The sequence below is a fragment of the Nocardioides zeae genome (genome assembly GCF_010686755.1).
GTDB lineage: Bacteria > Actinomycetota > Actinomycetes > Propionibacteriales > Nocardioidaceae > Nocardioides > Nocardioides zeae.
In genome coordinates this window covers 73361-94261 of record NZ_JAAGXA010000005.1, presented here as the reverse complement: position 1 = coordinate 94261, position 20901 = coordinate 73361, and the positions used below count along the sequence as shown (strand labels likewise).

The following is a 20901-nucleotide window of genomic DNA, read 5'->3' as shown; positions in this document are numbered from 1 at the left end:
ACGGGTGGAACCGTGGGCGGGCGAGGACCCGCCCGCCCACGGCGATGGTGCGGTGGATCAGAGCAGCGGCATGTCGTAGAACCGGCAGATGCCGCCGAACTCGTCGGCCTGGAGGCTGGCGCCGCCGACGAGCGCGCCGTCGACGTCCTCCTTGACCATGATGCCGGCCACGTTGGCCGCCTTCACGGAACCGCCGTAGAGCACCCGCACCCCGTCGGCCGCGGCGTCGCCGTGGACCTCCCGGATGCGGGCACGGATGGCCGCGCAGACCTCCTGCGCGTCCTCGGGCGTGGCGACCTCGCCGGTGCCGATGGCCCACACCGGCTCGTACGCGATGACCAGCCCGGCGACCTCCTCGGCACTGAAGCCGGCGAGCGAGCCGTCGACCTGGGCCAGCGTGTGGGCCACGTGCTCGCCCGCCTTGCGGACCTCGAGGCCCTCGCCCACGCACACGATCGGCGTCATCTCCGCGCCGAGCGCGGCGCGCGCCTTGGCGTTGACGACAGCGTCGGTCTCCGCGTGGTACTCGCGGCGCTCCGAGTGGCCCACGACCACGTAGGACACACCGAGCTTCGCGAGCATCGCCGCGGAGATCTCACCCGTGTAGGCGCCCGACTCGTGCACGGAGACGTCCTGCGCGCCGTACTTCAGCTTGAGGCGGTCGCCGTCCACGAGGGTCTGCACGGAGCGCAGGTCGGTGAACGGCGGGACCACCACGACCTCGACGGCGTCGTGGTCGTGCTTCTTGTCCGACAGCGTCCACGCGAGCTTCTGGACCAGCGCCACCGCCTCGAGGTGGTTCAGGTTCATCTTCCAGTTGCCCGCCATGAGCGGCGTGCGGCCGCTCGTCGTCGTGCCCGCCATCAGTCCTCCAGCACCTTCACGCCCGGGAGCTCCTTGCCCTCGAGGTACTCCAGGCTCGCGCCGCCACCGGTCGAGATGTGGCCGAACGCCGACTCCTCGAACCCGAGCGTGCGCACCGCGGCGGCCGAGTCGCCGCCGCCGACGACCGACAGGCCGTCGATCTTCGTCAGCGCCTCGGCGACCGCCCGGGTGCCGCCGGCGAAGGCCGGCACCTCGAACACGCCCATCGGACCGTTCCAGAACACCGTGCGCGCACCGGCGAGTGCCTCCGCGAACGCGGCCGCCGCGTCGGGCCCGATGTCGAGGCCCAGGCTGCTGGCCGGGATGTTCGACGCCGGCACGACGATCGGCTGCGGCTCGGTGTCCCCGGAGGGGAACTCCGTGTCCACGACGATGTCGCTGGGCAGCACGATCTCGACGCCCGACTCCTCGGCGCGACGCAGGTACTCGATGCAGACCGGCACCTGGTCGTCCTCCAGCAGGCTCCGACCGACCTCGTGGCCCTGGGCCTTGAGGAAGGTGAAGACCATGCCACCGCCGATGAGCAGCTTGTCGGCCTTGCCGAGCAGGTTGTCGATGACCCCGAGCTTGTCGGAGACCTTCGAGCCGCCGAGCACGACCACGTAGGGCCGCTCGGGGGTCTCGGTGAGGCGCTTCAGCACCTCGATCTCCGCGCTGACCAGCGCGCCCATCGTGTGCGGCAGGCGCAGGGCCACGTCGTACACGCTCGCCTGCTTGCGGTGGACCACGCCGAACCCGTCCGACACGAACGCGTCCGCCAGCGCGGCGAGCTCGTCGGCGAACGCACCGCGCTCCGCCTCGTCCTTGCTCGTCTCGCCCGCGTTGAAGCGGACGTTCTCGAGCACGGCGACCTGGCCGTCGGCCAGGCCCGCGACGGTGCTGCGGGCGCTCTCGCCGACGGTGTCCGTCGCGAACGCGACCGGCGCTCCCAGCAGCTCACCGAGGCGGGCTGCGACGGGAGCGAGCGAGTACGCCGCGTCGGGCGTGCCCTTCGGACGACCGAGGTGGGCCGTGACGACCACCCGGGCGCCGGCGTCGGCCAGCGCCTTGATGGTGGGCACGCTCGCCCGGATGCGACCGTCGTCGGTGATGGTCGAACCGTCCAGCGGGACGTTCAGGTCCGAGCGGACCAGCACCCGCTTGCCGGCGACCTCGCCGAGACCGGGGTAGGACCCCACGTCAGAGCGTCTTGCCGACGTACGCGATCAGGTCGGCGAGGCGGTTCGAGTAGCCCCACTCGTTGTCGTACCAACCCGCGACCTTCACCTGGTTGCCGATGACCTTGGTCAGCGGGGCGTCGAAGATGCAGGACGCCGGGTCGGTGACGATGTCGGACGACACGATCGGGTCGGTCGAGTAGCGCAGGACCTTGCCGTCGGCGGCGGCCTCCACCGCAGCGTTGACCTCCTCGACGCTCGTCTCGCGCGAGGCCTCGAACGTGAGGTCGGTGAGCGAACCGGTCGGGGTCGGCACCCGCAGCGCGTAGCCGTCGAGCTTGCCCTTGAGCTCGGGGAGCACGAGGCCGATGGCCTTCGCCGCGCCCGTCGAGGTCGGGACGATGTTGAGCGCGGCGGCGCGGGCGCGACGCAGGTCCTTGTGGATGTTGTCCTGCAGGTTCTGGTCGGCCGTGTAGGCGTGGACCGTCGTCATGAGGCCCTTGGTGATGCCCACGGTGTCGTTGAGGGCCTTCGCCATCGGCGCCAGGCAGTTCGTCGTGCACGACGCGTTGGAGAGCACCGTGTGCGCGGACGGGTCGTAGAGCTCGTGGTTCACGCCGTAGACGATCGTGATGTCGTCGTTGGTCGCGGGCGCCGAGATGATGACCTTCTTCGCGCCGCCGTCGACGTGGGCCTTGGCCTTCGTCGCGTCCGTGAAGAAGCCGGTGGACTCGACGACGACGTCGACGCCGATGTCGCCCCACTTGAGGTCGGCGGGGTTGCGCTCGGCGAAGGCGTGGATCTCCTTGTCGCCGACGACGATCGCGGAGTCGGTGGCGCTCACGTCCGCGTCGAGGCGACCCAGGATCGAGTCGTACTTCAGCAGGTGCGCCAGCACCGCGTTGTCCGTGAGGTCGTTGACGCCGACGATCTCGATGTCCAGACCGGAGGCGCGGACCGCCCGGAAGAAGTTGCGGCCGATGCGGCCGAAGCCGTTGATACCTACGCGAACAGTCACTGCTTCTCGACTCCTAGGGGTGCGGACCCGGGGCGAATGACCCGGCTCGTGGCGGGTTGCCGGGCACGACCCTACCTCCCGCGACCGACACCCCGCGGAGGTGGCACAGACCGGTGGACACCTACCGACGGGTACGCCGCCGCACGCCCCCGCAGGGGTGGGGTCAGACCTCCTCGGCGAGCATCTCCGGCGTGAGCGACGCCTCGGTGTCGGGGATGCCCAGGTCCTCGGCGCGCTTGTCCGCCATCGCCAGCAGGCGCCGGATCCGACCGGCGATGGCGTCCTTGGTCAGCGCCGGCTCGTGCAGCTGGCCCAGCTCCTCCAGGGAGGCCTGCTTGTGCTCGAGCCGGAGGTGGCCCGCCGTCTTGAGGTGGTCGGGGGCCTCCTCGCCGAGGATCTCGAGCGCGCGCTCGACGCGGGCGCCCGCGGCCACGGCCGCACGAGCGGAACGGCGCAGGTTCGCGTCGTCGAAGTTGGCCAGGCGGTTGGCCGTCGCCCGCACCTCGCGCCGCATCCGGCGCTCCTCCCAGGCCATGAGGGCCTCGTGGGCGCCGAGGCGGGTGAGGAGCGCGCCGATCGCGTCGCCGTCGCGGACCACCACGCGGTCGTAGTTGCGGACCTCACGCGCCTTCGCCTGCACGCCGAGCCGGCGGACCACGCCGACGAGGGCCAGCGCCGCCTCCGGGCCGGGGCACGTCACCTCGAGCGAGGACGAACGGCCCGGCTCCGTCAGCGAGCCGTGGGCGAGGAACGCGCCCCGCAGCGCGGCGACCGCGTCGCAGGCGCCACCGGAGACGACCTGCGGCGGCAGGCCCCGCACGGGGCGGCCCCGACCGTCGAGCAGACCCGTCTGCCGGGCCAGCGCCTCGCCGTCCTTCGCGATGCGCACCAGGTAGCGGCTGCCCCGGCGGATCCCGCTGCTCCCCTGGACCAGCACGACGTCCGAGTCGTGCCCGAACACGTCCTTCAGGTCCTTGCGCAGCCGGCGCGCGGCGGCCCCGGTGTCGAGCTCCGCCTCCACCACGATGCGACCGCCCACGATGTGGAGGCCGCCGGCGAACCGCAGCAGCGTGGCCACCTCGGCCTTGCGGCAGCAGGTCTTGGTGATGTGCGTGTTGGAGAGCTCCGCCTTCACCTGTGCCGTCATCGCCATGCGCGACATCCTGCCACGGCACGCGACACGCCGAGGCTTCGTCGTCGAGATCCCGGGCGTGCCGCGGCGTACCCGCCCCGGACTCACCCCATCAGGCGCTCGAAGACCCCCGCCAGCTTCGCCGGATCGTGCCGCGGGCTGCCGTCGCCCACGGCGACGTCGGCCAGCACCAACCGCGCGCCGTGGGACGCGACCCACGCCCGTACGCCGCCGCTGTCGCCCACGGCGCCCTCGTCGGCCACCACCGTGTCGATGCGCAGGTCGGGGGCGTGCTCGAGCAGCGCGTCGAGGTGGTCCTCCGGGCCGTAGCCGGCCGTCTCCCCCGGCTGGTCGGCGAGGTTGAGCACCACCACGACCCGAGCGGTCGACTCCACGATCGCGCGCCGGAGGTCGGGCACCATGAGGTGCGGGATGACCGAGGTGTACCAGGACCCGGGACCGAGCACGACCCAGTCGGCGGCCCGCACGGTCGCCACCGCCTCGGGACAGGCGTCGGGATCCGGCGGGTCCAGCTGGATGTTGACGATGCGCCCCGCCGTGCTCGCGACCTCGACCTGACCGCGCACGTGGGTGAGCTCCCCGTCCTCCGGTCCGCCGAGCCGCACGTCCGCCGTGATGTCCATCGGGGTGACGGCCATCGGCAGCACGCGGCCCTGGGCCCCCAGCAGCCGCCCCACCCAGTCGAGGGCCGGGACGTGGTCGCCCAGCAGCTCCCAGAGGCCGACGATCAGCATGTTGCCGACGACGTGACCCCGCATCTCGCCGTCCCCCGCGAAGCGGTGCTGCAGCACCTCCGCCCACGTGCGGCCCCAGTCGTCGTCACCGCAGAGGGCGGCCAGGGCCATCCGCAGGTCGCCCGGCGGCAGGACCCCGAACTCGCCCCGCAGGCGACCCGAGGAGCCGCCGTTGTCGGCGACCGTCACCACGGCGGTCAGGTCGCCGACGACACGACGCAGGGCCGCGAGCGAGGCGAAGAGGCCGTGGCCGCCGCCGAGCGCCGCGACCGAGACACCGGGCAGGGGGACCGCCCGGGGGCCGATCGGGGCCTGGGCGTCGCCGAAGGGGCTCACTCGCGTCCGAGGTCGCGGTGGGTGGCGCGGACCTCGAAGCCGTCGGCGCGGAGCCGGGCCGCGATCTCCTCCGTCATCGCGACGCTCCGGTGCTTGCCCCCCGTGCAGCCCACCGCGACGGTCATGAACCGCTTGCCCTCGTTGAGGTAGCCCTCCGCGACCGTCCGGAGCAGCGGCACGTACTGCTCGAGGAACGGCTCCGCCCCGGGCCGCCCCTTCACGTAGGCGGCCACGTCGGGGTCCTGGCCCGTCAACGCCCGCAGCTCGGGGACCCAGTGCGGGTTGGGCAGGAACCGCATGTCGGCCACGAAGTCGGCGTCGACGGGGATGCCGTACTTGAACCCGAAGCTCACGACCCGCACCTTGAGCCGCGTCGTGTCGGGGGTGCCGAAGGCCTGCGCGATGCGCTTGGTGAGCTGGTGGACGTTGAGGCTGGTCGTGTCGATCACCAGGTCGGCGTCGGAACGCAGCTTGGCGAGCACGGCGCGCTCGCGGTGCAGGCCGTCGAGGAGCCGGTCGCTGCCCTGGAGGGGGTGGGGACGGCGTGCCGCCTCCTGGCGGCGCACGAGCACCTCGTCGCTCGCCTCGAGGAACAGCAGGGTCGCCTGGCGGTGGGTCGCCCCCTCGGCGAGGTTGACCTGGAGCGAGTCGAAGAACGAGCCGGAGCGCACGTCGACCACCACGGCGATCGGCTGCTGGGAGCCCTTGCTCTCGTCGACGAGGCGCACGACCTCCCGCAGCAGCGTCGGCGGGAGGTTGTCGACCACGAAGAAGCCGAGGTCCTCGAGCTCCTTGGCGGCCGTGCTCCGGCCGGCGCCGGTCATGCCGGTGACGATGACGAGCGGCCCTCCCGGGGCCTCGGGTGCTGGAGCGGACACTCAGTCCTCCTCGATCTCGCCGGTCGCGGTGTTGACCCGCACATTCTGTCCGCGGCTGCGGCGTTCTGCATCGTCCTTCGCCAGCGCGTCCTTGATCGCCGCCGCCGTGGCGGGACCGATGCCCGGCACCTGGGCGATCTCGGCGACCTCGGCGGCACGCAGCTTCTTGAGGGAGCCGAAGTGCTTCAGCAGGCCCTTGCGCCGCACCTCGCCGAGCCCGGGCACGTCATCGAGCACGCTCTCGACCATCGACTTCGACCGTCGCGAACGGTGGTGGTTGATGGCGAAGCGGTGCGCCTCGTCGCGGATCCGCTGCAGCAGGTAGAGGCCCTCGGACGTGCGCGGCAGGATCACCGGGTCCTCCTCCCCCGGCACCCAGACCTCCTCGAGCCGCTTCGCGAGGCCGCAGATCGGGATGTCGTCGATGCCCAGCTCGTCGAGCGCGCGCTGCGCGGCCGCGACCTGCGGCGGACCGCCGTCGACCACGACCAGACCAGGCGTGTAGGCGAACTTGCGCGGCCGGCCCGTGTCGGGATCGACGAGCATCGGCCCCGACTCCTCGTCGCCCGGACGCAGCTCGCTGCGCGCCTGCTCGTCGAGGAGCCGCCGGAACCGCCGCGTGATGACTTCGTGCATCGATGCCACGTCGTTCTGGCCCTCGACGTCCTTGATGACGAAGCGCCGGTACTCCCCCTTGCGGGCCAGGCCGTCCTCGAACACGACCATCGAGGCCACGACCTCCGTGCCCTGGAGGTTGGAGACGTCGTAGCACTCGATGCGCAGCGGCACCTCGGACAGCTCGAGCGCCTCCTGGATCTCCTCGAGCGCCCGGTTGCGGGTCGTGAGGTCGCTCGCCCGCTTCGTGCGGTGCAGCGCCAGCGCCTGCTCCGCGTTGCGGGCGACCGTCTCCTGCAGCGTCCGCTTGTCGCCCCGCTGGGGCACCTTGATCCGCACCCGGCTGCCGCGCAGCTCCGAGAGCAGCGCCTCGACGGTCTCCACGTCGGGCGGCAGGGCCGGCACCAGCACCTCGCGGGGGATCGCGTCGGGATGCCCCGCCTCGCCGGCGTACAGCTGCAGGAGGAAGCCCTCGACCAGCTCGGGGACGCCGCCGTCGTCGGACCGGTCGGCGACCCAGCCGCGCTGGCCGCGGATGCGACCCCCGCGCACGTGGAAGATCTGCACGCCCACCTCGAGCGGGTCCTCCGCGAGCGCCACGACGTCGGCGTCGGTGCCGTCGCCGAACACGACCGCCTGCTTCTCCAGCGCCCGCTGGAGCGCGCCGAGGTCGTCGCGCAACCGCGCGGCGCGCTCGAACTCCATGGCCTCGCTCGCCGCGTACATCTCCTTCTCGATGCGCTTGAGGAACGCAGCCGTCTGGCCGCCCATGAAGGCGCAGAAGTCGTCGACGATCGCCCGGTGCTCCGCGGCGCTCACCGAGCCGACGCAGGGCGCGGCGCACTTGTCGATGTAGCCCAGCAGGCAGGGCCGCCCCACCTGCTGGGACCGCTTGAACACGCCGTTGCTGCACGACCGCATGGGGAAGACGCGGAGCAGCGTGTCGACGGTGTCGCGGATCGCCCACGCGTGGCTGTAGGGCCCGAAGTAGCGCGTGCCCTTCCGCTTGGCGCCGCGACCGACCATGACGCGCGGGAACTCGTCGGAGACCGTGACGGCGAGCCACGGGTAGGACTTGTCGTCCCGGTACTTCACGTTGAAGCGCGGGTCGAACTCCTTGATCCAGGAGTACTCCAGCTGGAGGGCCTCGACCTCGGTGCCCACCGTCGTCCACTCGACGCTCGCGGCGGTGGTCACCATCGTCGCCGTGCGCGGGTGCAGGCCCGCGATGTCCTGGAAGTAGGACGACAGCCGGGCCCGCAGGTTCTTCGCCTTGCCGACGTAGATCACCCGCTGGCGCGCGTCACGGAAGCGGTAGACCCCCGGCTGCGTGGGGATCTCCCCCGGGCGCGGGCGGTAGGTCGTCGGATCAGCCACGGATCGACCCTACGTCGCCCCACCGACGGTCCTGGACGCTCCGGTACGCCGCGGCGCGGGGCGCGAGGGACGCGACGACCGAGGAGGGACGACGCCTCACGCGAGGACGACGTCGTCGCCCGCGACGTCGACGGCCACCGACGGGAGCGGCTCGTCGGCGGGACCCTCCTGCACCGACCCGTCGGCCACGGAGAAGAGGCTGTTGTGGCAGAGGCACACGATCGAACCCTCCTCCACGCGCGTCACCTGGCAGCTGCGGTGGGTGCAGGTCGAGGAGAAGGCCTTGAACTCGCCGGCGGTGGGCTGCGTGACGACGACCTCCTGGCCGTCGAGGACGACGCCCCCACCGACGGGGACGTCAGCCGTCGCGACCAGCACGTCGCCCGGCGAGCCCGACGGGGCCGACACCTCCTCGCCCCCGCACGCGGCCACGGCGGGCGTCACCGCGGCAGCCCCCGCGAGACCGGCACCAGCGCGCACGAGCCCGCGCCGGTCGATGCCCCGCCGGTCGCTGCCCCGGCCCGCGGCGGTCATCGGCCGCGCCCGGCGGTGGAGGTCTTCTTGGTGACCGTCTTCTTCGTCGCCGTCTTCTTGGTGACCGTCTTCTTCGTCGCCGCCTTCGTGGCTGCCGCCTTCGTCGCCGGGGTCTTCCTCGTCGCGGCGGTCTTCCCCGCGCCCTTCCCGACCGGCGCCTCCTCGGCCGGTCGCGGCGCGCTGACGCGCGCGGCGCGCCCCTCGAGGAGGGGAGCCAGGAACCGCCCGGTGTGGCTGGCCTCGACCGCGGCGACCTCCTCGGGCGTGCCCTCGGCGACGACGTACCCGCCGCGCGAGCCGCCCTCGGGACCCATGTCGACGATGTGGTCGGCCGTCTTGATGACGTCGAGGTTGTGCTCGATCACCAGCACGGAGTTGCCCTGGTCGACCAGGCGACCGAGCACCACCAGGAGGCGCGAGATGTCCTCGAAGTGCAGGCCCGTCGTGGGCTCGTCGAGCACGTAGAGCGTGCGGCCCGTCGAGCGCCGCTGCAGCTCCGTGGCCAGCTTGACGCGCTGCGCCTCGCCGCCGGACAGGGTGGTGCCGGGCTGGCCGAGCCGCACGTACCCGAGGCCGACTTCCATCAGCGTCTTCAGGTGCCGGTTGATCACGGGGACGGCGGCGAAGAAGTCGACCGCCTCCTCGATCGGCATGTCGAGCACCTCGGCGATGGTCTTGCCCTTGTAGTGCACCTCCAGCGTCTCGCGGTTGTAGCGCGCCCCGTGGCAGACCTCGCACGGCACGTAGACGTCCGGCAGGAAGTTCATCTCGATCTTCAGCGTGCCGTCGCCCGCGCAGGCCTCGCAGCGACCGCCCTTGACGTTGAAGGAGAAGCGCCCCGGCATGTAGCCGCGCACCTTCGCCTCGGGCGTCGCCGCGAACAGCTTGCGGACGTGGTCGAAGACCCCCGTGTACGTCGCGGGGTTCGACCGCGGCGTACGCCCGATCGGCGACTGGTCGACGTGGATCACCTTGTCGACGTGCTCGAGGCCGGTGATCCTGCGGTGCCGGCCCGGGACGGCCTTGGCGTTGTAGATGTGCTTGGCCAGCGACGCGTAGAGGATGTCGTTGACGAGCGTCGACTTGCCGGATCCGGAGACGCCGGTGACGGCGACGAAGAGACCCAGCGGGAAGGTCACGTCGATGCCCTGCAGGTTGTTCTCCCGCGCGTCGACGACCGTCAGCTCCCGGTCGACGGTGCGCGGGCGGCGCACCTCCGGGACGGGGATCTCGCGGCGGCCCGACAGGTACTGCCCGGTGATCGAGTCCGGGTGGTCGTAGAGACCCTGCACGCTGCCCGAGTGCACGATCTGGCCGCCGTGCTCACCGGCGCCGGGGCCGACGTCGACGACCCAGTCCGCGACGCGGATGGTGTCCTCGTCGTGCTCGACGACGATGAGCGTGTTGCCGAGCCGCTTGAGCCGCAGGAGGGTCTCGATGAGCCGCTGGTTGTCGCGCTGGTGGAGACCGATGGAGGGCTCGTCCAGCACGTAGAGCACCCCGACGAGGCCGGCGCCGATCTGCGTGGCGAGCCGGATGCGCTGCGCCTCGCCGCCCGACAGCGAGCCGGAGGACCGGTCGAGCGTCAGGTAGTCGAGACCGACGTCGAGCAGGAAGCGCAGCCGCTCCTGGATCTCCTTGAGCACGTTGGCCGCGATCTGCCGCTGGCGCTCGCTGAGCTCCAGTCCGCCGAGGAACGCCGACGCCTCGTTGAGCGGCATGCGGCAGACCTCGGCGATGTTGCGGCCGCCGACGGTGACGCTCAGCACCACGGGACGCAGGCGCGCGCCACGGCAGGTGGGGCACGGCACCTCGCGCATGAACCCCTCGAACCGCTCGCGGCTCGTGTCGGTCTCGGCCTCGCGGTGGCGCCGCTCGACGTAGGCCCGCACGCCCTCGAAGTCGGCGTGGTAGGACCGCTCGCGCCCGTAGCGGTTGCGGTGGCGCACGTGGACCTTCTTGGCGTGGCCGTCGAGCACGACCTTGCGGACACGCTCGGGCAGCTCGTCCCAGGGGGTGTTGAGGTCGAAGCCCATCTCGTCCCCGAGGGCGGCGAGGAGGCGCAGGAAGTAGTCGGCCACGTGGGCGCCGGTCCAGGGCGACAGCGCGCCCTCGCCGAGGGTCGCGGTCGGGTCGGGGACGACGAGCTCCGCGTCGACCTCCATGCGGACGCCGAGCCCGGAGCAGTCCGGGCACGCGCCGTACGGGGCGTTGAAGGAGAACGAGCGGGGCTCCAGCTCGTCGACCTCGAGCGGGTGGTCGTTGGGGCACGCGAGCTTCTCCGAGAAGCGCATCTCGCGGCCCGGGTCGTCGTCGGGGAGGTCGACGAAGTCGAGCACGACGAGACCGTTCGCGAGGCCGAGGGCGGTCTCCACCGAGTCGGTCAGCCGCTGCTTGGAGGACGGCTTGACCGCGAGGCGGTCCACCACGACCTCGATCGTGTGCTTCTTCTGCTTGTCGAGCTTCGGCGGCTCGTCGAGCGCGTGGGTCTCCCCGTTGGTGCGGGCGCGCGAGAAGCCCTGGGTCTGGAGCGACCGGTAGAGCTCGAGGTACTCCCCCTTGCGGCCGCGCACGACCGGGGCGAGCACCTGGAAGCGCCGCCCCTCCTCGAGGCCGAGCACGCGGTCGACGATCTGCTGCGGGGTCTGCCGGGCGATGGTCTCGCCGCAGACCGGGCAGTGCGGCGTGCCGGCCCGCGCGTAGAGCAGACGGAGGTAGTCGTAGACCTCCGTGATCGTGCCGACGGTCGAGCGCGGGTTCTTCGACGTCGACTTCTGGTCGATCGACACCGCGGGCGACAGGCCCTCGATGAAGTCGACGTCGGGCTTGTCCATCTGGCCGAGGAACTGGCGGGCGTAGGCCGACAGCGACTCGACGTAGCGACGCTGCCCCTCCGCGAAGATCGTGTCGAAGGCGAGGCTCGACTTGCCCGACCCGGACAGGCCCGTGAACACGATGAGGCTGTCGCGCGGCAGGTCGACCGAGACGTCCTTCAGGTTGTGCTCGCGGGCACCTCGGATGATCAGCTGGTCGGCCACGGTGGTCCTTCGCGTGTCGGAGGGGACCGCGGCCCCGATCGGACCGCGTCGCGTCGAACAAGTTTTCGACATCGGGCGTCGAACCGCAAGCCGACGCGCGGCACCACGATGTCACCCCGACCCAACCGCTCCTACGATCGGGCCATGACCGACGACTACACGGGCCGCGTCTCCCCGGGCCGCCCGCCGCACGTGCGCGAGCTGCCGGGCCTCACCATCACGAAGCTCGCCGTGGACCCCGAGATGTCCAACAACGTCTACGTGCTCCGCTGCCGTGCCACCGGCGCCCAGCTCATGGTGGACGCGGCGGCCGAGGCGGAGCGGCTCGTCCCGCTCGTCGCCGACGCGGGGCTGACGGGCGTGGTGACGACCCACCAGCACTGGGACCACCACCGCGCGCTCGCCGCGGTGGTCGAGGCGACGGGAGCCACGACGTACGTCGGCGCACCCGACGCCGACGCCGTCACCGAGCAGACCGGGGTCACCGTGGACCGGCGCCTCGAGCACGGCGACACCGTCACCTTCGGCGAGGTGACGCTCGGCGTCATCGCGCTGGCGGGGCACACCCCCGGCTCCGTGGCGCTCGTGTACGACGACGGCTCGCGCGCACCGCACCTGTGGACGGGTGACTCGCTGTTCCCGGGCGGCGTCGGCAGCACGTTCGGCGACGAGGCGGCCTTCCGTCAGCTCATCGACGAGGTGGAGACCAAGGTCTTCGGCACGCTGCCGGACGCGACCACGTTCTACCCCGGGCACGGCGACGACTCGACGCTCGGCGACGAGCGTCCCTTCCTCGCCGAGTGGCGCGAGCGCGGCTGGTGACCGACACCACCCGGGGTGCCGCCGCGGGATCGGTCTCCGCGGAATAGCGCCGCTCGGGGGCTCGTTGTGACCCTTCGTGCCCCGTGAGGTCCGCGGGCTCTCGGAAAGGCGGTCCCCCGTGTCCCACGCTCCCTCAGCGCCCTCCCCGGACGGCGGCTCTGCTGCCGGGTCCGACGCCGGTCGCGCGTCGGGCGGTCGGCGCCGCCCGGCGTTCCTGCGCGTGCCGTTCTGGGCGCAGATCGTGTTGGCGCTCGTGCTGGGCGTCGCGCTCGGTCTCGCCGCCCGCCTCGGCGACGTCAGCTGGCTGACCACGACGCTCCAGACCATCGGCGACGTGTTCGTCGGCCTGCTCAAGGCCGTCGTGCCGCCACTCGTGTTCGCCGCGATCGTCGTGAGCATCGCCAACCTGCGGCAGGTGGCGAACGCAGCCCGCCTCGCGGCGCAGACACTGCTCTGGTTCATGATCACGTCGCTGATCGCCGTCGCCATCGGCCTCACCCTCGGCCTGCTGACGAACCCCGGGCAGTCCGCCGACGTGAGCGCCCAGGGCGCGACGTACGACGGGGGCACCGGCTCGTGGGTCGACTTCCTCACCGGCCTGGTCCCGGCCAACTTCCTCGGCATCTCGTCGTCGGAGAGCGGGATCAGCTTCAACGTGCTGCAGATCGTGGTCGTCGCCCTGGCGATCGGTGCGGCGGCGCTCAAGGCCGGCGACAAGGCCGAGCCGTTCCTCGGCATCATGAGGTCGTTCCTCGCCGTGGTGCAGCAGATCCTCTGGTGGATCATCAAGCTCGCGCCGCTGGGCACGCTCGGTCTCATCGGCGCCGCGGTCGCGTCGTACGGCTGGGACCTCCTCGGTCCGCTCGCCGTCTTCACCATCGACGTCTACGTCGGCTGCGCGATCGTGATGTTCGTCGTCTACCCGGTCATCGCCCGCCTCCACGGCCTCTCCCCCGCGAAGTTCTTCTCGGGTGCCTGGCCCGCGATCCAGCTGGCGTTCGTGTCGCGCTCGTCGGTCGGCACGATGCCGCTGACGCAGCGGGTCACCACGCGGAACCTCGGCGTCCCGGAGGAGTACGCCTCGTTCGCGGTGCCCTTCGGCGCGACGACTAAGATGGACGGCTGCGCCGCGATCTACCCGGCGCTCGCCGCGATCACGGTCGCGCAGATCTTCGGCATCTCGCTGGGCATCCAGGACTACCTGCTCATCGCGTTCGTCTCCGTGATCGGGTCCGCGGCCACCGCCGGGCTCACCGGCGCGGTCGTCATGCTGACCCTGACGCTGACCACGCTGGGCCTGCCGCTGGAGGGCGTCGCCCTGCTGCTCGCCATCGACCCGATCCTCGACATGATGCGCACCGCGACGAACGTCGCCGGCCAGGCGCTCGTGCCGACCGTCGTGGCGAAGCGCGAGGGGATCCTCGACCAGGAGCGGTACGACGGGCCGCGCATCGACGTGACCGTCGACGACCCGTCCGACGCGGTCGCCCCCGTGCGCGCGGCGGCCTGACCGGGGGCCCCACAGGTCCCGCGTCCGGCGTCCCCCAGACCCCGGACGTCATGCGAAGCGGCTGCCCCGGCGGTCGCATCGCATGACGTCCGCGGGAGCCTTGGGCCCGGGGCGGACGTCATGCGAAGCGGCTCCGCCCCCACCTGTGCGGTGCTGGTGCGTCCTGTGCGGTGGTCGACCGCGTGTGCAGTAGCCCGGACACCGCGTTACACGAACGGGGGGACGGAGCGCGGATCAGGGCCGGGGCGGCTGCTCCGCGGTCGGGGCCTCGGCGACCAGGCGGGCGTAGGCGCTGCGGTGGTAGAGCAGGGGTGCGGCGTCGCGGACCCGCTCCACGCGACGCACCCGACCCACGACGAGGTCGTGGTCGCCGCTGTCGTGCACCGTCTGCACCGTGGCCTCGACGTGCGCCAGGGCCCCGTCGAGCAGGGGCTGGCCGCCGAGGCCCGGGCGCCAGTCGACGTCGCGGAAGCGGTCCCCGCCCGACGCCATCGCGGCGGCGACGTGGGCCTGGTCCTCCGCCAGCACGTTGACGCAGAACCAGCCCGCGCGGCGCACCAGGGGCCACGTGCGCGACGTGCGCGCCGGGGCGAAGACGACGAGCGGCGGCCGCAGCGACAGGCTGGCGAACGACTGCACCGTCATGCCGACGGGCCGCTCCTCGTCGAGCGCCGTCACCACGACGACACCGGTCGCGAAGGTGCCCATGACGTCGCGGAGCCGCGGGATCGGCACCTCGGGCAGGGGGACGGGGGGCGGGACGGGCACCCGTTCATCGTGGCACCCGGGTCCAGGGCAGCGACCGGCGGGCGGCACTCGGCGGTGACCCGTGGGTAACCGTCCGCCGTCGGGCGGCCTACAGTCGCCCCGTGGGTCTCCTCCGTCGCCAGCTCGCGCTCGCCGCCCTCAACGCCAACGCGTTCCACCCGCCCCGCGGGTTGCGCTCCGGTGTCTACGCCTTCGCCGCCGGCTGGCTCACCACCGAGCTCGCCCCGCAGCTGCTGGGCCTCACGGCGCTCGACGCCGCCACCCACCCACCGCGGGCCGGTGACCGCCGCCGCGCGGCCGGCCTCGCGCTCGCCGCCGCGAACGCCGCCGCGCTCGGGGTGATGGTCGCCCAGGCACAGCGCGCCCGCGGCGGGGTGGAGGCCGCGCTGACCGACGCGCTCGGGGTCGACTACGTCGAGCAGCTCGACCAGGCCCCCACGCCCGCCGACCTCGCGCTGCCGTGGCGGCAGCTCGCGACGCCCCTGCGCGTCTTCCGGCACGGGCCCGACGGGGTGCAGGTGGAGCGCGACATCGCCTACGCCGACGCAGGACGTCGGACGATGCTCGACATCTACCGGCCGAGCGAACCGGTGCACCCCGACGGTGCGCCCGTCCTGCTGCAGGTGCACGGCGGCGCCTGGCGCGTCGGCAGCAAGGAGACCCAGGCGGTCCCGCTCATGCAGCACATGGCGAGCAAGGGCTGGGTCTGCGTCGCGATCAACTACCGGCTCGCGCCCCGCGACCCGTGGCCCGCACACATCATCGACGTCAAGCGGGCGATCGCCTGGGTGCGGGAGCACATCGGCGCGTACGGCGGCGACCCGTCCTACCTGGCCATCACGGGCGGCTCGGCCGGGGGCCACCTCGCCGCCCTCGCCGCGCTCACCCCCGGCGACCCCGACTTCCAGCCCGGCTTCGAGGACGCCGACACCCACGTCGAGGCGGCGGTGCCGCACTACGGGGTGTACGACTTCGCGGGCGCCACGGGGCTCCCCCGCGCCCTCCGCATGCGCGACCGCTTCCTCGGTCCCCTCATCCTGCGCCGGCGCTTCGCGGACGACCCGGTACCGTTCTCGGCCGCCTCACCCCTGCTGCGCATCACACCGGACGCCCCCGACTTCCTCGTCCTCCACGGCACGGCCGACAGCCTGGTCGACGTCGAGCAGGCCCGGCTGTTCGTCGACCGCCTGCGGGAGGTCTCCGACCGATCGGTCGTGTACGCCGAGCTCCCCGGGGCCCAGCACGCCTTCGACACCCTGCCGTCGATCCGCAGCGCGCACGTGGTGCGCGCGATCGACCGCTACCTGCACTGGCACTGGAACGGTTGGCGCGGTCGCCCCGTGGGCGACAGCCCCGCCGAGGTGGCCGAGGACCAGTCGTGAGCGCCGCTCCTGCCCCCGGGGCCGTCGAGATGCCCGCCGACCTGCTCGAGCACGCCCTCGCCGCCACGGGCTTCATGCCTCCCGACGAGGGCCTGCTGCTGCACCGCTGGGCACGCGCTCGGCTGCCGCACGGACCGGTGCTGGAGGTGGGGACGTACTGCGGCAAGTCCGCGATCTACCTCGGCGCCGCGGCCCGCGAGGTCGGTGGCACGGTCGTGACGGTCGACCACCACCGCGGGTCGGAGGAGAACCAGGCCGGCTGGGAGCACCACGACGCCTCCCTCGTCGACCCCGAGTCCGGCCTCATGGACACGCTGCCCCGGTTCCGCCGCACCCTCGAGCGGGCCGGCATCGAGCACCTCGTGGTCCCGGTCATCGGTCGCTCCACGACGGTCGCGGCGCTGTGGCGCACGCCGCTCTCCCTGCTCTTCATCGACGGCGGGCACGCCGAGGAGCACGCCCACAACGACTACACGGGCTGGGCCCGCTGGCTCGAGCGCGGCGCCGCGCTCGTCATCCACGACGTGTTCCCGGACCCCGCGGACGGGGGCCGTCCGCCGTACGACGTGTTCTGCCGCGCCCTCGCGTCCGGCGACTTCGTCGAGGTCGAGGCGTGGGGGTCGATGCGCGTGCTCGAGCGCGTGCGCGGCGAGGCGGGCGACCCCGTCACGTGAGCCCGATCGGGCGTAGCTAGACCGGCGCGGAGCAGCCGCAGTCGCCCGCCACCTCGGCCGGGTGCGGCCCGAAGGACGAGCCGACCATGATGTCGGCCCCCGGGGTCGCCCCGCTCAGCTGGTCGGCCGCCAGCAGCACCGCGGCCGCCGTGTAGGTCGTGCGCTCGTTCGGCCAGAACACCTCGTCGGGCCACACCCAGCCGGTGGTGTAGCCACCGTCCTCGACGCGGAGGTGCTGCATGTCCCCGAACAGCTGCAGGGCCCGCTCGCGGTCGCCGATGGCGTCGAGCGCCATGACGAGCTCACAGGTCTCCGCGCCGGTCACCCACGGGTTCGTGTCGACACAGCGGATGCCCAGCCCCGGCACGACGAAGTCGTCCCAGCGGGACGCGATCATCCGGTGCGCCGCCTCGCCGCGGACGGCGCCGCCGAGCACCGGGTAGTACCAGTCCATCGAGAAGGTCGACTTGTCCAGGAAGTCGCCGGGGTGGTGCCGCACGGCGTGCCGCAGCCGCCCGGCCGCGAGCTCCCACGTCGGCTGCGGGTCCTCGACGAGGGCGGCCAGCGCGAGCCCGGCGCGCAACGACTGGTAGCAGCTCGACGACCCGGTGAGCAGCGCCTCCTGCCGCACACCCGCCGGGGCGCCATCCACCCAGTCCTGCACCCAGGCCAGACCGCCGAACGGGAGCTGCATCCCCACCACGAAGTCCAGCGCGGCGCGCACCATCGGCCAGGCACCGTCCACGAAGGCCCGGTCACGCCGGACGAGCCAGTGGTGCCAGACGCCCACCGCGACGTACGCCGTCATGTTCGACTCGCCGCTGTGGTCGACGACCTCGGTGCCGACCACCTTCACCGGCCACGAGCCGTCCGCCCGCTGCTGGGCGCGGCACCAGTCGTAGGCGCGCTCGGCCGCCTCCACCTCGCCGCCCACGAGGAGCGCCATCGCCGCCTCGACGTGGTTCCAGGCGTCCGTCTTGTCGCCGGTCGTCCACGGGATCGCGCCGTCCGGGTGCTGCATCGCGGCGATCGCGGCCGCCGTGCGGCGCACGTCGTCGGCGCTCAGCACCCCGTGCACGGCGGGGACGGCCGGCACGGTGGGGCTGGAGCTCATGCGGGCTTGCGGAAGTAGAGGACGAGGCTCTTGCCGATCAACGGGTCGAGCACGCGGCCCGCGAGGCGCAGCGCCCGCGGCTGCTTCATGATCTCCCAGACGAGGAGCCGGTGGTACGCCCTCGCCAGCGGGTGGTCGTCGTTGCGCACGCCGACGGCGCACTTGATCCACCAGTACGGCGCGTGCAGGCCGTGCGCGTAGTCCTTGCCCACCAGCTCGAGCCCGGCGTTCGTCACCTTCGTGACGAGCTCCTTGTCGGTGTAGATGCGGATGTGGCCGCCGGGCGTGTCGTGGTACTCCGTCGACAGCTGCCAGCAGATCGCCTCGGGCAGCCACCGCGGGACGCTGACGGCCAGCGTGCCGCCCGGGCGGAGCACGCGCACCAGCTCGTCGATGGCCTGGAGGTCCGCCGGGATGTGCTCGAGCACCTCCGCGGCGACGACGCGGTCGAACTCGCCGTCGGCGAACGGCAGCCCGAGGGCGTCGCCCTCCTTCGTGTCGGCCTCCGCGCCCGCGGGCACCTCGCCGGCCTCCTTCATCGCACCGAAGAGGTCGCGCACGCCGGCCAGCTCGTCCGCGTCCTGGTCGAACGCCACGACATCGGCACCGCGCCGGTACATCTCGAAGGCGTGACGGCCGGCTCCGCAGCCCATGTCGAGCACGCGCTCGCCGGGCCGGAGGCCCAACCGGTCGAAGTCAACGGTCAGCATCCCTGCTCGCTCCTCACTCGGCCGACGCGACGTGCGCGGCAGTGTCCTGTGGTGCCTGCCGGCGTCCCCGCGTGACCGCGACGACGTCCTCGTAGGCCTGCGCGGTGGCCTGCGCCACCGCCCGCCAGCTGAACTCGGCCCGCACCCGCTCGCGGCCCGCGCGTCCCATGCGCGCGCGCCGCTCGGGGGCGTCGAGCAGCGCGCCCAGCGCCTGCTCGAGCTCGCCGACGTCGCCGGGCGTGACCAGGTCGGCGCACAACCCGTCCGGGCCCGTGACCTCGGGGATGGCGCCCGCTCGGGAGGCCACGAGGGGCGTCCCGCACGCCATCAGCTCCGCCGTCGGCAGGGAGAACCCCTCGTAGAGCGACGGCACGCAGGCGACCTCGGCCGACCCCATCACCCGCACGAGCTCGGCGTCGCTGACCCCGTGCACGAATCGCACGTGGTCGCCGATGCCGAGCCGCTCGACGAGCTGCTCCGTGGGACCGCCCGGCTGGGGTCGCGAGACCAGGACGAGCTCGACGTCGCGCTCCGTGCGCAGCTTCGCGAACGCCTCGAGCAGCGTGCCGATGCCCTTCAGCGGCGCGTCCGCGCTCGCCATGGCGAGGATGCGGCCCGGCACGCGGGGCTCGGTCGGCGGCTGGAAGACGTCGTCGACGCCGAGCAGGATCACCCGGATGCGCTCGGGGTCGACGCCGAAGTCGGTCACGATGTCGCGCTTGGACGACTCCGACGGGGTGAGCACGAGCGTCGCCCGGCGCGCCACCCGGCCCTGCATCCGCAGGAACCCGTACCACCGTCGCAGCGACAGGCGCTTGCGGCGGGTCGTGGCCGCCGCGAGGTCGATCCGACGGTCGAAGGTGATGGGGTGGTGGAGCGTCGTCACCACGGGCAGGCCGTCGGCGGCCAGGTCGAGGATGCCGTAGCCCAGCACCTGGTTGTCGTGGACCACGTCGAACTCGTCGGCGCGGGCGCCCACCACGCGCCGTACCCGCTCGCTGAAGGTGCGGGGCTCGCCGAACCCGGCGGTCCACATGGTCGCCACCTCCCGCAGGTCGGTGAGGTCGCGCAGCTCGCCGGGGTAGGGGGTGCGGAACGGGTCCGGGTCGCGGTAGAGGTCCAGGCTGGGCACCGGCGTGAGCCGCACGCCGGGGTCGAGCTCCGGATAGGGCTGCCCGGAGAAGACCTCGACCTCGTGGCCGAGCGCCACCAGCTCCCGGCTGAGGTGCCGCACGTACACGCCCTGGCCGCCGCAGTGGGGCTTGCTGCGGTAGGACAGCAGGGCGACGCGCATCCGTTCTCCTGACGCTCGGGGGCGCGGCCTCCCGACCGCGTGCTCCGGAAGGTTACCCGTCAGTCAGGTGCGTTGGTGGGGCGACTCGGGATGAAGGCGTACGCCGTGCCCCCGACGCTCCGGATCCACTCCTCGCGCACCCCGGCCTTGCGGAGCTTGCGCCGGAGGTTGCCGACGTGGACGTCGAGCAGGAACTGCGACTCGCCGAACTCCTCGGTCCAGACGGCTCGCACCAGCTCGCGCCGCTCCCACGCCCGGCCCGGCTCGCGGGCGAGCGCGGCGAGCACGAGCACCTCGGCGCCGGTCAGCGGGAGCGGCACACCGTCCACGAGCGCGAGCTCCCGATCGGGGACCACGACGAGCCCGCGGTCGGGATCCACCACCGACGCCGGTGCGCTCATCGGTGTCGGCACCGCGCGCTCCGCGGCCGGCCGGGCGCGTCGCAGGACCGCCGCGACGCGGGCGCGGAGCTCCTTCGGGGAGAAGGGCTTCACCATGTAGTCGTCGGCCCCGACGTCGAGGCCGATCAGGCGATCGGACTCGTCGGCCCGGCCCGTCAGCATGATCACGTAGGCGTCGCTGAACTCGCGGAGCGCGCGGCACACCTCGGTGCCGTCCATGTCCGGGAGCCCGAGGTCCAGGGTGACGAGGTCCGGCGCGTGGGTGCGGGTCGCCTCGACCGCCTCGGCGCCCGAAGCGGCTTGCTCGATGCGGTAGCCCACGCTGCCCAGCACCACCGCGACCAGCTCCCGCTGGTCGGGATCGTCGTCGACGACCAGCACCGTCCGCGTCTGCTGAGAGCCCGCCGTCCCGTCCGCCACTGCCACCCACCTGTCCCGACGACGTCGACCGATTGCGTCATTCTTGCGGAAAGTATCGGTGAACCGGATGGCACTTCTCCG

At 72.8% G+C, this 20901-nt stretch carries 18 protein-coding genes; 4 read left to right on the top strand and 14 right to left on the bottom strand.

The features are described 5' to 3' along the window. Nucleotides 1-57 precede the first annotated feature (57 nt). The 9 genes from tpiA to uvrA all read right to left on the bottom strand — a co-directional run bounded on the left by tpiA (nucleotide 58) and on the right by uvrA (nucleotide 11725). Entirely contained in the window at nucleotides 58-864 is an 807-nt protein-coding gene (gene tpiA, locus G3T38_RS08560; RefSeq protein ID WP_163771877.1) for a triose-phosphate isomerase, read from the bottom strand. After that, nucleotides 864-2063, bottom strand: coding sequence for a phosphoglycerate kinase (locus G3T38_RS08555; protein WP_163771876.1), 1200 nt, complete (start codon nucleotides 2061-2063; stop codon nucleotides 864-866). The genes tpiA and G3T38_RS08555 overlap by 1 nt, the downstream gene beginning before the upstream one ends. A 1-nt stretch (nucleotide 2064) precedes the next feature. After that, a complete protein-coding gene (gene gap, locus G3T38_RS08550; RefSeq protein WP_163771875.1) occupies nucleotides 2065-3060 on the bottom strand; it encodes a type I glyceraldehyde-3-phosphate dehydrogenase in 996 nt (331 codons plus the stop codon). A gap of 163 nt (nucleotides 3061-3223) precedes the next feature. After that, entirely contained in the window at nucleotides 3224-4213 is a 990-nt protein-coding gene (gene whiA / locus G3T38_RS08545) for a DNA-binding protein WhiA (protein ID WP_163771874.1), read from the bottom strand. A gap of 83 nt (nucleotides 4214-4296) precedes the next feature. Beyond that, nucleotides 4297-5253 carry a gluconeogenesis factor YvcK family protein gene (locus tag G3T38_RS08540; protein ID WP_338037571.1) on the bottom strand — a complete coding sequence of 319 codons (957 nt, stop codon included), beginning with the start codon at nucleotides 5251-5253 and terminating at the stop codon, nucleotides 4297-4299. 26 nt (nucleotides 5254-5279) lie between these two features. After that, entirely contained in the window at nucleotides 5280-6161 is an 882-nt protein-coding gene (gene rapZ, locus G3T38_RS08535) for an RNase adapter RapZ (protein WP_338037543.1), read from the bottom strand. After that, entirely contained in the window at nucleotides 6162-8153 is a 1992-nt protein-coding gene (uvrC, locus tag G3T38_RS08530; RefSeq protein ID WP_163771873.1) for an excinuclease ABC subunit UvrC, read from the bottom strand. A gap of 96 nt (nucleotides 8154-8249) precedes the next feature. Then, the gene (locus G3T38_RS08525) at nucleotides 8250-8687 is read right to left on the bottom strand and encodes a Rieske (2Fe-2S) protein (protein WP_163771872.1); all 438 of its coding nucleotides are present in this window, start codon (nucleotides 8685-8687) and stop codon (nucleotides 8250-8252) included. Further along, the gene (gene uvrA, locus G3T38_RS08520) at nucleotides 8684-11725 is read right to left on the bottom strand and encodes an excinuclease ABC subunit UvrA (RefSeq protein WP_163771871.1); all 3042 of its coding nucleotides are present in this window, start codon (nucleotides 11723-11725) and stop codon (nucleotides 8684-8686) included. Before uvrA ends, G3T38_RS08525 begins: the two co-directional genes overlap by 4 nt. 144 nt (nucleotides 11726-11869) lie before the next feature. On the opposite strand from uvrA, the gene G3T38_RS08515 reads away from it, so the two are divergent. Together G3T38_RS08515 and G3T38_RS08510 are read left to right on the top strand one after the other, a co-directional pair. Further along, nucleotides 11870-12547: an MBL fold metallo-hydrolase gene (locus G3T38_RS08515; protein ID WP_163771870.1), complete on the top strand. Its 678-nt coding sequence runs from the start codon at nucleotides 11870-11872 to the stop codon at nucleotides 12545-12547. Nucleotides 12548-12665: 118 nt separating this feature from the next. Continuing rightward, nucleotides 12666-14057 carry a dicarboxylate/amino acid:cation symporter gene (locus G3T38_RS08510; RefSeq protein WP_338037542.1) on the top strand — a complete coding sequence of 464 codons (1392 nt, stop codon included), beginning with the start codon at nucleotides 12666-12668 and terminating at the stop codon, nucleotides 14055-14057. A 234-nt stretch (nucleotides 14058-14291) separates the two neighbouring features. Here G3T38_RS08510 and G3T38_RS08505 read toward each other — a convergent pair whose 3' ends face one another. Next, nucleotides 14292-14825, bottom strand: a complete 534-nt coding sequence (locus G3T38_RS08505; RefSeq protein ID WP_338037541.1) for a flavin reductase family protein — start codon at nucleotides 14823-14825, stop codon at nucleotides 14292-14294. Between the two features lie 101 nt (nucleotides 14826-14926). On the opposite strand from G3T38_RS08505, the gene G3T38_RS22575 reads away from it, so the two are divergent. After that, nucleotides 14927-16207, top strand: coding sequence for an alpha/beta hydrolase fold domain-containing protein (locus G3T38_RS22575; RefSeq protein ID WP_163771869.1), 1281 nt, complete (start codon nucleotides 14927-14929; stop codon nucleotides 16205-16207). Next, nucleotides 16204-16881 carry a class I SAM-dependent methyltransferase gene (locus G3T38_RS08495; protein WP_338037539.1) on the top strand — a complete coding sequence of 226 codons (678 nt, stop codon included), beginning with the start codon at nucleotides 16204-16206 and terminating at the stop codon, nucleotides 16879-16881. Before G3T38_RS22575 ends, G3T38_RS08495 begins: the two co-directional genes overlap by 4 nt. Before the next feature lie 16 nt (nucleotides 16882-16897). Here G3T38_RS08495 and G3T38_RS08490 read toward each other — a convergent pair whose 3' ends face one another. Genes G3T38_RS08490 through G3T38_RS08475 form a run of 4 tightly spaced genes read right to left on the bottom strand, consistent with a single transcriptional unit; the run spans nucleotide 16898 to nucleotide 20820 of the window. Continuing rightward, entirely contained in the window at nucleotides 16898-17995 is a 1098-nt protein-coding gene (locus G3T38_RS08490) for a prenyltransferase/squalene oxidase repeat-containing protein (RefSeq protein ID WP_174267772.1), read from the bottom strand. Next, the gene (locus tag G3T38_RS08485; RefSeq protein WP_163771868.1) at nucleotides 17992-18705 is read right to left on the bottom strand and encodes a class I SAM-dependent methyltransferase; all 714 of its coding nucleotides are present in this window, start codon (nucleotides 18703-18705) and stop codon (nucleotides 17992-17994) included. The genes G3T38_RS08490 and G3T38_RS08485 overlap by 4 nt, the downstream gene beginning before the upstream one ends. A gap of 13 nt (nucleotides 18706-18718) precedes the next feature. Beyond that, nucleotides 18719-19999 (bottom strand): glycosyltransferase family 4 protein, encoded by a 1281-nt coding sequence (locus G3T38_RS08480; protein WP_163771867.1) that lies wholly within the window; start codon nucleotides 19997-19999, stop codon nucleotides 18719-18721. A gap of 59 nt (nucleotides 20000-20058) precedes the next feature. Further along, entirely contained in the window at nucleotides 20059-20820 is a 762-nt protein-coding gene (locus tag G3T38_RS08475) for a response regulator (protein WP_163771866.1), read from the bottom strand. Between the last annotated feature and the right edge of the window lie 81 nt (nucleotides 20821-20901).

What these genes read in the sequence shown, in the direction of transcription:
- tpiA (WP_163771877.1), bottom strand. Translation starts at nt 864, where the DNA reads ATGGCGGGCACGACGACGAGCGGCCGCACGCCGCTCATGGCGGGCAAC.
- whiA (WP_163771874.1), bottom strand. Translation starts at nt 4,213, where the DNA reads ATGGCGATGACGGCACAGGTGAAGGCGGAGCTCTCCAACACGCACATC.
- G3T38_RS08525 (WP_163771872.1), bottom strand. Translation starts at nt 8,687, where the DNA reads ATGACCGCCGCGGGCCGGGGCAGCGACCGGCGGGGCATCGACCGGCGC.
- G3T38_RS08515 (WP_163771870.1), top strand. Translation starts at nt 11,870, where the DNA reads ATGACCGACGACTACACGGGCCGCGTCTCCCCGGGCCGCCCGCCGCAC.
- G3T38_RS08490 (WP_174267772.1), bottom strand. Translation starts at nt 17,995, where the DNA reads ATGAGCTCCAGCCCCACCGTGCCGGCCGTCCCCGCCGTGCACGGGGTG.
- G3T38_RS08485 (WP_163771868.1), bottom strand. Translation starts at nt 18,705, where the DNA reads ATGCTGACCGTTGACTTCGACCGGTTGGGCCTCCGGCCCGGCGAGCGC.
- G3T38_RS08480 (WP_163771867.1), bottom strand. Translation starts at nt 19,999, where the DNA reads ATGCGCGTCGCCCTGCTGTCCTACCGCAGCAAGCCCCACTGCGGCGGC.